Here is a 10,761-nt window from a genome sequence, read left to right as displayed (position 1 = left end):
GGTTTTACACCGATACAGAAACTCAATCAGGCAGCTTAATTCTATTTATTAGGTGTCTTAAGTTTGGGAGGGTTACCATTACACAAAAAATTATTACATAAAAAGAAGGTCTGAATCATATCACTGGTTCAGACCTTCTTTTTTACGATCAATATTTAGAGCGTATTAAATGATTATTAGTAATTTACCTTACCAGTAGTAAACGTAAATGACTGCTGCTCTAATGTTTTATCGTCAACCAAAATATCAAAGCTGACCCCATCATATCTTTAAAACGAGATAATGCATGTTAGAAATCAGCTTTCTATCTACTTCTTTTATAGCTATTGTATTTCTAGAGCCTTTCTCACTGGTGCAAAACTACGTCTATGCGTTGGCAAGACACCATGTTTTTCGATTGCTTCCATGTGCGCGCGCGTCGGATATCCTTTGTGTTTGGCAATACCGTATTCCGGATATTGAGCATCCAGTGTATACATCGATTCATCACGACTTACTTTTGCCAATATACTGGCCGCTGCAATACTAGTATGACGCGCATCACCTTTTACCCATGCTTGACAATCAATTGCAAATGGCGCTACCTCTAACTTTTTAAAGCTATCATAATTCAAGTCAGGGCAACGATTTCCATCAAACAGTACTTCGACTTTAAATTGATCGAGCGACGTGCTGTTAACATTTCCAGTAGTCGAGAATTTTTCAAAAATTACTTCTAGCAATGATTCAGTACATAAGCGCATACCAAGCATCGTTGCCTGCAAGATGTTCACTTGGTCGATCACTGCTGCTGGTATATCAGCGATGATATAACCGATAGCATGCTGCTGAACCAATGGATAAAGGATATCGCGCTTTTTTTCACTCAGTTGTTTGGAGTCTGTCAGTATCGACAACGGCGTGTCTTTGAGCGGTTGTTCCTCAATCAATCCTGACCAAATCGCAGGTAATATTGCCGCGGCAATATTGACGCTGCCTAGTAATGGCCCACGTCCTGCTTCATCAACGCCGATTTGTAGTATTGACTGATCTGTCCCTTGGTTACCATAACTGAGATATTGAGTAAGCAACTCAGCGGTATTCATTTGCCCATATAAACGTATGGGCGCTGCTAACTGAATATATTGTCCTTTCACATCAATGTGCTCAATATTGATGTCAATTATTTGAACTGAGCTTTCTGTATGTTGGTTGATATGCATAATATTAGGAGGTCTTTCTTGTTTAATTAGGATTGACGGTATTGGTATTTTGGATAAACCACTGTTCAATCACGCTGTTTGCAGGCTCATGGTTACTTTGCTGTTGTAGCGACTGCTTTGTCACTAGTAAGTCGTGTAATTGCTCGGCATAAGCGCGTGGTTGTAGCAATCGCATTACGGTGCGGCAAATATTGTCACCGCTCGCTTGCTCTTGAATAAGCTCAGGTACGATTGGCGCATTAGCCAATATATTAGGCAATGCCACATATGGCACTTTTACCAGACGCTTGGCTATTTGGTAAGTCAGCTGATTTAATTGGTAAACCACTACCATCGGACGTTCAAGCAGCATTGCCTCCAGCGTTGCTGTCCCAGATGCTAGCATCACGATATCTGACGCCGCCATGGCATGTTGGCTAAATTCTGGCTGGGTATCATCGTAAACCACCACAATTGCCTCACGTAGCTGTTCTGAGCGTTGGTCGATCACTTCTTGTACGATATATTGATGATTTTGATCGACCGTTGGAATGATGAAGCACAGCTTAGGATCTAACAGGATTAACTTTTGGATGCCATCAAGCATCAATGGCAGAATAGCTGTAATTTCACCGCGCCTAGAACCTGGCATTACACAAATAAGCTGACTCACATCATCAAAGCGTTCGATGAAGAACTGCTGCAACCCATCATTGTCCCAGACTAACTCACTGCGACGTTGATTAATTGGTGTATCGATAAGGGTCTGATCAATGGTTCGTAGTAAGGGATGACCCACACAGGTCGCCGGATGGTTATGTCGCTCATAAACTGGCAACTCAAACGGGAATAGGCATAGCACCAAATTGGTCGCCGCTTTAATATTATGGATACGCGACTCGCGCCATGCCCAAATAGAAGGACTGACATACTGCACACAGAACACGCCTTGGGGCTTTAGTTTTTTAGATACTCGCAAATTAAAATCAGGCGCATCAATACCGACGAACCAATCAATATTGGCAGCCTTAAATGCGCTCAGTAGCTCGCGGCGTGCTTTGAGCAAATCTGGTAGCTGCGACATGACTTCAACCAGACCCATCACCGCCAAGCGTTCTAACGGAAAAATACTCTGTAGCCCTTGCGCTTGCATTTTCGTACCGCCTACGCCTACCCAGACAATATCATCACGTAGATTATTCATTTGCCGCATAAAATCTGCACCCAAACTGTCACCAGATACCTCACCTGCGACGATGCCTATCACTAGCGGCGTAGCATTTATATTTGCTACTTGAAAATCCGTCTCGGCTTGATGAATGAGGTCAGTATGGTGATGAGACGTAGCAGAATCTGTCATGACAAGCTCTCGATATTAGAAATACACAAAATAAAATAAACCGTTATTATAAAATATAACGTAATAAATCAGCGATACGACCTTATGAATAATATGAGCACTCATCCGTACTGTTTTAATACCACAGTTTGGGCCACCCATCGCTAATGTTGCTATCATACTTGACGATGATACAAATAGCGAAATTCACGCATAAAATCTGAGCGTTATGCATCAAAAACTCAACCAACTCTTATTAATAGATAGAAAAACCAAATGCTAAACGTGCATTTAGAACGTCAAATATCACGCTAAGTCTCTATAAGTATAACTAAGTTTTAGTTTCCTCATTCCAGTTATCAGTCAATTAACTGCTCGACTACCCTTGTCAACCAACACTTTTGTCCGCATAATGATTATTCCTATAAATCAGCTAGACGATATATAACCATGACAACATCAGTTACCCATAATGCAGATATTGACGACGTGAATATTGAAAAATTTATTCCTTTGATTACCCCCGCCGAGCTAAAAGCCGAGCTGCCTCTGTCAGACGACGCGTATAACACCGTACTAAAAGGTCGTAATACTATTCAAGATATCTTGGATGGTAAAGACAAGCGTTTGTTTGTGGTCATTGGCCCTTGCTCTATTCACGATATCAAAGCCGCTCACGAATATGCCGATCGTTTGGCCGTATTGGCAAAAGAAATTGAAGACAGTGTATTTGTGGTCATGCGTGTTTATTTTGAAAAACCTCGTACGACGGTTGGCTGGAAAGGCATGATCAACGACCCTGACATGAATGACAGCTTTGATATAGAAAAAGGCTTGCGCACGGCTCGTAAATTGCTACTTGATTTGAATGAAAAAGGTCTACCTTGCGCGACCGAAGCACTTGATCCAAATACACCGCAGTACATACAGGATCTAATCAGCTGGTCAGCCATTGGTGCACGTACCACTGAAAGCCAAACGCATCGCGAAATGAGCTCTGGCTTATCATGCCCAGTTGGCTTCAAAAATGGTACTGATGGCGGTATGACGGTAGCTGTAAATGCCATGCAAGCGGTTAAAGAAGGTCATAGCTTCTTAGGTCTATCATCAGATGGTAAAGTCTCTATCATCAAATCTAAAGGTAATCCTTACGCGCACGTGGTACTTCGCGGTGGTAATGGTAAACCTAACTATGATGAAACTGCGGTCGCTCAAGTTGAAAACGAGCTGGCAAAAGGCAAGACCAATAGTAAGATTATGATTGACTCAAGCCATGCCAACTCCGGTAAAGACCCTTACCTACAACCGATGGTTATCAAAAACGTTGCCGAACAAATTCAAAACGGCAATAAATCAATTATCGGTATGATGATTGAGAGTCACTTAAAAGGCGGCAATCAAAAATTGACTGCTGATTTAAGCCAGCTTGAGTATGGCAAATCGATCACCGATGGTTGCCTAGATTGGGATAGCACTGTCACAGCATTACGTGACTTACGTGATATGGTAAAAGATGTGCTACCAAATCGCTAATCGCTATTCGCGATAATTTATCGTCAAGCAAACAATAAAAAGCCCCTTGCGCATCAGTGCGAAAGGGGCTTTTTATTTATGAACATTCTATAAGAAACACTCTATTCTAAAATTTGATTAGCAATGACCAGCAACGATACATGTTTCGTTAATTGGTCAGAGCTAACCTTATTCTGAAATTGATATTTTCATAAAATTGATATTACATTTCGATGTATATTGCACTGCTCTCAATTAATTATTTGCAGCACCTAACACACTCTCTAAGCTTTCGAGCACATGCTTAGATGAGACATTCTTTTGTAAATCTATCAGCTGCTTGTGCGCCATTTGACGGCGAGGCTCAGCCAACGTATTCCAGCGGGCCAGTACTTGCAGTAAGCGTGAGGCTAATACAGGATTGGCATCATCTAATTTCTGAATCACGCCTGTATACATCTCTAGACCTTCTGCCGTCCAGAGTACCGTCGGTTGTGAGCTAAAAGCACTGATAACTGAACGGACACGGTTAGGGGTATTCCAATCAAAGTCCGTGTGCGTCAGTAGCGACTTGACCATATCAGGCGTTACATCCTCAGCGGCAGCTTGGACACTGAACCACAAATCGACAACCAGATCATTTGCTTGGAAACGATCATAGAAGTCTGCTAAGTACTTATCTGCATCTACCAGCTGATGATTGACCATGGCCTTCAATGCACCAAAGCGCTCAGTCATACAGCTCGCATTGTCATACTGCTGCTGTGCCCAGTCTGCTGCATCATCTACATTCGCCGTCAATGCCATATCGAGTACGACATTACGCAGCGCACGAATGCCTCGAGCTTCAGCGCTATCCTCATAAGACTGCATTGGCAGATTATTGTACAGCTCAGCCCATTGGCCTTTTAACTTATCAGCCACTTGCTTGTATAGCCCATCACGCTGCTCTTTAACCAACACTGGATCGTAGTCTTTAGAAATAGCAGAAGCCAGCTCTTGCGCTGATGGAATATCAAGCAATCGTGCCGCTAGCATCGCATCATCAGCTGCTAAGACAGGCAGTGTCTGCGCTAATGCTTCTAGGTATACATCAGGGCTGCTCTTCGTACCTTGGCCTTGCAGCAAAATACGATTTACCAGCATTTGAGTTACTTGCCAGCGGTTAAACCCATTGGTTTCATGCTTAAGCAAAAATGCTAAGTCTACATCTTGATAGTCATAATTGAGCTGTACTGGCGCGCTAAAGTCACGCAGTAATGACACAACAGGCTCGCTCGCTACATTCTCAAAGACAAACGTTTGCGTCGCCTCGTCAAGCAATAACATACGTTCAGCGACGATAGCGCCTGAGTCTTTGTCAAATAATGCCGTTGCTACAGGTATCGGCAATGGTTTTGGCGCATCAAAGCCTTTGACATGGCGTGTCTGCTGATTCAAAGTGATGGTCAGCGTCTGTGCGTTGCTATCATAGGTTTGAGAACCCGATACCACTGGCGTACCAGGTTGACGATACCAATCAATAAAATTCTCGATTTTGTCATCGGTGATACTCAGTGCTGATAAAAAGTCCTCAACCGTTACCGCTTGTCCATCATAGCGACGGAAATATTCATCTGTTCCTTTGCGGAAATCATCTGGCCCTAACGTATTGGCAATCATGCGTACAATTTCAGCGCCCTTCTCATAGACAGTCGTCGTATAAAAATTATTAATCTCAACAAAACTCTCTGGACGTACCGGATGTGCTAATGGACCTGCATCTTCGCTGAATTGATGGGCACGCAGGGTCGCCACATCATCGATACGCTGTACCGCACTTGACTGTTGATCTGCTGAAAATGACTGATCACGGTAAACGGTAAAGCCTTCTTTTAAACAAAGCTGGAACCAATCACGGCAGGTAATACGGTTACCAGTCCAATTATGAAAATACTCATGAGCAATAATGGCTTTTACGCTAAAACTACGGGCATCGGTGGTCGTCTCAGGGCTAGATAACACGCAAGCGGTGTTAAAAATATTCAAACCCTTATTTTCCATTGCACCCATATTAAACTGGCTGACCGCCACAATCATATAGCGATCTAGATCGTAGGCTCGCCCGTAATTGACCTCATCCCATTTCATCGCATCTTTTAGGGCTTGCATACCGACATCACATTTATCGATATCAGCAGACTTGGCATACAACTCAAGCAATACTTCTCGACCTTCGCTAGTCGTATAAGAATCTGTCAATACATCTAAACCAGCTACCACACAGGCAAATAGATAGCTTGGCTTATTGGTTGGATCGTGCCAGATGGCATAATGGCGGTCTGGTGCATCGGTCACTTCGCCTGCTTCGACTAAGTTACCATTGGCCAACAACGTCGGATAGCGCTTATCTGCTTCAAGTCGCGTGGTAAATATCGCCAACACATCAGGGCGATCAGGATAAAAAGTAATCTTACGGAAACCCTCTGGCTCGCACTGAGTCACAAACATCGTGTCGTCACCGCTACCGGCCATATATAAGCCTTCAAGCGCCGTATTGGTCTGCGGACAGATACGTACTTGAATATCTAAAGTAGCTCGCTCAGGAGCATTATGAATCGTCAGCTTACCCGCTTCCTGCTGATAATCCTCAGTGGTCAGTGCCTTACCGTTCATCGTAATCGTTAGCAACTCTAATGACTCACCAAATAAGACGATATCCCCTGCCGTTTGACGCACCATTTCAAGCTTACTGTCTACCTGCGCGTAGTCTTCAAACAGCTTAATATCTAAATGTACCGTATCGACATCAAAACTTGGTTTGGTATAGTCTTTTAGATTAATCTTGCTTGGCGCATGGGGCGGCACATCTGGCATTTCAGGATTGATGATTTGTGCATCAGTTTCAGCAGTAGACATATGGTGTCCTATTATTATCGGTGGTTTGGTTATAAAGTATTTTTACTGGGGATGAGTAATATATGATTAATATCATTTTACTATTTGCAAAAGGCACTAGTGCAAATAAAGACCTTATCTTTAGGCTAACCAATCAGCTAAGCGCTTAATAAACTAATTTTTATTACTAATTTGGTTTTCTCATCAAGCTTATAGCTAGATTGACCTAAATCGCCAAATTTCAAGTATGTAGAATAAGATATCCTCGGTTCAATATGATTTAAATATGAAACATACGTTATCAATTGGATAATGTCGTTGAAAATGATTTAATAGTCATACTGATGACCAATCATTTAACTAACGGTTTATTATATGACAAAAAATACGGTGAAACGTGCAGACATTACCCTACCTTTGCTTATAGAGTATGTTGACGCGCTACTACCCTCATTGACGACTCAGACAGAACAGTCACCTGAGCATAACAAAGATAATAATGAGGCATTATGGGTAACACATAACCATGCGGATTTATTAGCACTACAAGCACAACTTGACGATACTATATCTACTAATGAGAACACTGAATCAAGGCTGAACGCACAACACTTATCAACGTTATCAGATCTTGCTAAACAGCATGTACCTGATCGTTATGAGCTTGCTTGCTTTTGGCTACCCACCTTGTCAGAAGAGCTGACTCAACACTATGTGCCACTACTCATGCGCTATCGTGACTTGTATGCCGCGCATTTACTTATTGCATTAGATAGCTCTGTAGACTTAAAACCTTACGGCTTTACGCCATTTGATATATTAAGTGAGCCATCTCTAAATATTGACGATATTCAATCTATTACCTCGTCAACCGTTACTGCGACGCTTTGGCAATTTAATCTATATGACTACAAACAGCTGCCAAATTGGCTCAATGCTGATTACTGGGCCAACCCTGAAAACTGGGGCAAGCACCGCTGGTAATACACTCAATTTTATCTATCGTAATTTACAGTAAAAACACTTACATAAATTAACATTTAGTATATTATAGATAGAGATTGCCTAAGTTTTATCGGAAGCAGTTTAAAAAAACAAATTTAATTAAAATTTTAGGAGCTCGTCATGTCAATCAGTTTTTCTAAGATCGCTGTTCTTGCTGTGCTATCAAGCGCCGTTGCACTAACCACTGGTTGTGCTACCAAGCGTTCTACCTCAGAAGTTGTCGTTGCCCCGCTAGGTATTCCAGGTGGACAAGTTGGCTACAATGGTGCGGTTATCGTTGATAACTCAAACGCTGTCATTACTGGCGCTGAGAATATTCAAGCAGTGGTCTACTTTGCCTTTGATAGCAGCGAAATTACTGCTCAATCAGCGAGCGTCCTTAACCAACACGTAAGCCTGCTAAATTCAAACCCAGCAGCGACTGTCGTTATCGCAGGTCACACTGATGAGCGCGGTAGCCGTGAATATAATATGGCACTAGGTGAGCGACGTGCACAAGCTGCACGTAACTACCTCGCTGCTCAAGGTGTCACTGCAAACAACATCCGAGTTATTAGCTATGGTGAAGAACGCCCTGCAGCAGCTGGTAACACAGAAGACGCGTATGCACAAAACCGTCGTGCTGAGCTGTCTTACTAAGACTTAGCATTATCTATCATAATCTTTACACATGATAATTTAATATATTTCCATAAAAAGCCCAGCAATTTAATATTGCTGGGCTTTTTACATTTTTGTCAGCTAAAATAATGATACTGAAAACCAAATACAAACAATAAGAATGATGGTACAACACTTGCTATTAACTCAGGTTAAATATACTCAGCTCAATTCTACGACATGGTATGCCACTGCAGAGGTTGGTGAATCGCTTTGTCTAGATTTTCAATCGTCATCGAAAGATGCATCACGCGGTATTGCTCACAATCAACGGCAAATACAACGTGCAGGCGTGCGTCTGCTATTACAGCAACTACTCAATAAGTTAGAGATTAGCGATACGTTAGATGAGTCTGATTTTCCGTATTGCCTTGTCAATCATAAATATTACGTTTGTTTCAGTCATACAGGGATAAGTGGTAAAGCCAATACTGGCAGCAATTCAAATCAAGTTAAGCAAAATCTGAACAATAAGATAGCAGTGGTCATCAGTCTTGACCGCCCTGCTGGGATTGATATAGAAGCTAGCAATGTGGTGTGGAAAGTGGCAAAGCGCTTTTATTCAGATAATGAGATTAATAGGTTACTAGCCTTGCCGACAGATGAGCGCGATACTGTTGTAAAACTATTATGGCAACTCAAAGAATGCTTTATAAAAATAAATCACTATAAGCTGGCTCAAGGTATGGGCATGGACTACTCACACCTCATTGCAGATATATTAGATGGCATGAGACAAGAGTCATCCATGTATATCATCGCTGAAGACAGAACTGATTATCATATTGCTATATCAACGACACAGCATACGGTGGTGATTTTTTAGTAAATATTTCTCTAGCAGCCTACTAGCTATCTGTTTGAAACTCTATTTAAGACAATACTTATTCCCTCAACTTTCCACTGTATCTCATGAACTACTATATGACAGACAAAAAAACGACCCTCGAGAGGGTCGTTTTTTGTACTTAATCTTTAACTAATAACAGTCTTTAGACTGTGATTAGATTAGAAGCGGTAAGTTACACCAGCTTTAACGATTGGATACCAAACGTTTTTGTCTTTGATTTCTTTTTCTGCCGCTTCTTTAAAGCCATCTGTGTCAGAACCACTAACATTAGTTACTTCAGCATCCATCTTACCCATATATGCTGCGCCTAACTCGCCGAATACGCCCCAGTTTTGGTTAATGTTTGGACGGTAACCGATAGTAGCGTAAGGTGCCAATTTGTTTTTGTTTTCAGCTTTGATAGTTGCTGTGTCAACTTGATATTCAACATCATCGATAGAAACAGTTGCAATACCTTTTGAGCCTGCATCAGCAGCAATTGAAGCTTCAATCTTGTTACGTGGAACCATAGTACCTGCAGCAACTGTGAAGTTGTTAGCAAACGGACGCATTTGAACGCCAATGTATGGATTGCTAAAATCTACATCATAATCCATAGTGCCGTTATAGTTACCATAGCCATCGCCTAATGCCTTATCCCAGTTAATCCAAGAATCGTTAGCATTTAAGTCTCTGTCACCGTCAAAGTTCATGCCAGACCAACCAGCTTGTAACTCAGTTTTATCATTAACCGCCCAAGCAACGTTAGCACCATAGCCTAGTGTGCCAATTTCAGCACTCACTGCAGCTGGGTTAACAGCAGTCTGGAAGAAAGTCTTAGTACCACCAACTACAGCACCAGTAGTGTTGCGTACTACACCAGCGTCAGCATTGTATGCATAAGCAGCAGGTTCTGCTTCATAGGCTACAGCAACTGGCTCAACTTCATATGCAACGGCAGCATTGTCATCAACAACGATAACTGGATCAGCAGCTAATGCAGCAGTTGATGCTAGAACAGCAGCAGAGATTGCCGTCAATTTAATCAATTTCATAATTATTCTCCTAAAGTGTGAAATAAACCCGCCCATAAAAAACGATGATTGTGCTTTTTTTAAACCATCATTTTGTTGAGGTGATTAAAACAATTCTGACTTAAAAAGTCACCCCTACTGATGCTGTTTTTATTTGCCATTATGTAAAGATTGCATAGGTACTGTAATAATTGCTACACCAATCTGCAAAAATTCGCCTTTATGTTACATAACGTCCTTAAAGTAACCAAACAGCGTAAACATGAGACTTTGCTCGCTTAATGTTTATGTAAGGGTATTGCAAAATATGTCCACATCATTATC

8 protein-coding genes are annotated in these 10,761 nt (G+C 41.8%); 4 read left to right on the top strand and 4 right to left on the bottom strand.

Going from position 1 to position 10,761, the window contains the following annotated elements; genetic code table 11:
* Window positions 1–323: 323 nt before the first annotated feature.
* Together JMY00_RS08955 and lpxB are read right to left on the bottom strand one after the other, a co-directional pair.
* Entirely contained in the window at window positions 324–1,202 is an 879-nt protein-coding gene (locus tag JMY00_RS08955) for a ribonuclease HII (protein WP_201579916.1), read from the bottom strand.
* Window positions 1,203–1,224: 22 nt separating this feature from the next.
* Window positions 1,225–2,541: a lipid-A-disaccharide synthase gene (lpxB, locus tag JMY00_RS08950; protein ID WP_201579915.1), complete on the bottom strand. Its 1,317-nt coding sequence runs from the start codon at window positions 2,539–2,541 to the stop codon at window positions 1,225–1,227.
* Between the two features lie 429 nt (window positions 2,542–2,970).
* On the opposite strand from lpxB, the gene JMY00_RS08945 reads away from it, so the two are divergent.
* Entirely contained in the window at window positions 2,971–4,053 is a 1,083-nt protein-coding gene (locus JMY00_RS08945; RefSeq protein ID WP_102078467.1) for a 3-deoxy-7-phosphoheptulonate synthase, read from the top strand.
* Between the two features lie 234 nt (window positions 4,054–4,287).
* On the opposite strand, the gene pepN is transcribed toward JMY00_RS08945, so the two are convergent.
* Window positions 4,288–6,888: an aminopeptidase N gene (gene pepN, locus JMY00_RS08940; RefSeq protein WP_240990712.1), complete on the bottom strand. Its 2,601-nt coding sequence runs from the start codon at window positions 6,886–6,888 to the stop codon at window positions 4,288–4,290.
* A gap of 396 nt (window positions 6,889–7,284) precedes the next feature.
* Here pepN and JMY00_RS08935 point away from each other — a divergent pair, with 396 nt between their 5' ends.
* The 3 genes from JMY00_RS08935 to JMY00_RS08925 all read left to right on the top strand — a co-directional run bounded on the left by JMY00_RS08935 (window position 7,285) and on the right by JMY00_RS08925 (window position 9,400).
* Window positions 7,285–7,893, top strand: coding sequence for a DUF6231 family protein (locus JMY00_RS08935; protein ID WP_201579913.1), 609 nt, complete (start codon window positions 7,285–7,287; stop codon window positions 7,891–7,893).
* Window positions 7,894–8,034: 141 nt separating this feature from the next.
* Complete coding sequence (gene pal, locus JMY00_RS08930) at window positions 8,035–8,553, top strand: peptidoglycan-associated lipoprotein Pal (protein ID WP_057760480.1); 519 nt, start codon at window positions 8,035–8,037, stop codon at window positions 8,551–8,553.
* A 157-nt stretch (window positions 8,554–8,710) separates the two neighbouring features.
* Complete coding sequence (locus JMY00_RS08925; protein WP_201579912.1) at window positions 8,711–9,400, top strand: 4'-phosphopantetheinyl transferase superfamily protein; 690 nt, start codon at window positions 8,711–8,713, stop codon at window positions 9,398–9,400.
* 182 nt (window positions 9,401–9,582) lie between these two features.
* Here JMY00_RS08925 and JMY00_RS08920 read toward each other — a convergent pair whose 3' ends face one another.
* Window positions 9,583–10,458 carry a hypothetical protein gene (locus JMY00_RS08920; RefSeq protein WP_201579911.1) on the bottom strand — a complete coding sequence of 292 codons (876 nt, stop codon included), beginning with the start codon at window positions 10,456–10,458 and terminating at the stop codon, window positions 9,583–9,585.
* Window positions 10,459–10,761 lie beyond the last annotated feature (303 nt).

This window comes from Psychrobacter sp. Pi2-52 (genome assembly GCF_904846705.1).
Lineage (GTDB): Bacteria > Pseudomonadota > Gammaproteobacteria > Pseudomonadales > Moraxellaceae > Psychrobacter.
Note: the sequence above shows the minus strand (reverse complement) of the source record. Positions and strands in the feature narration are given on the sequence as shown.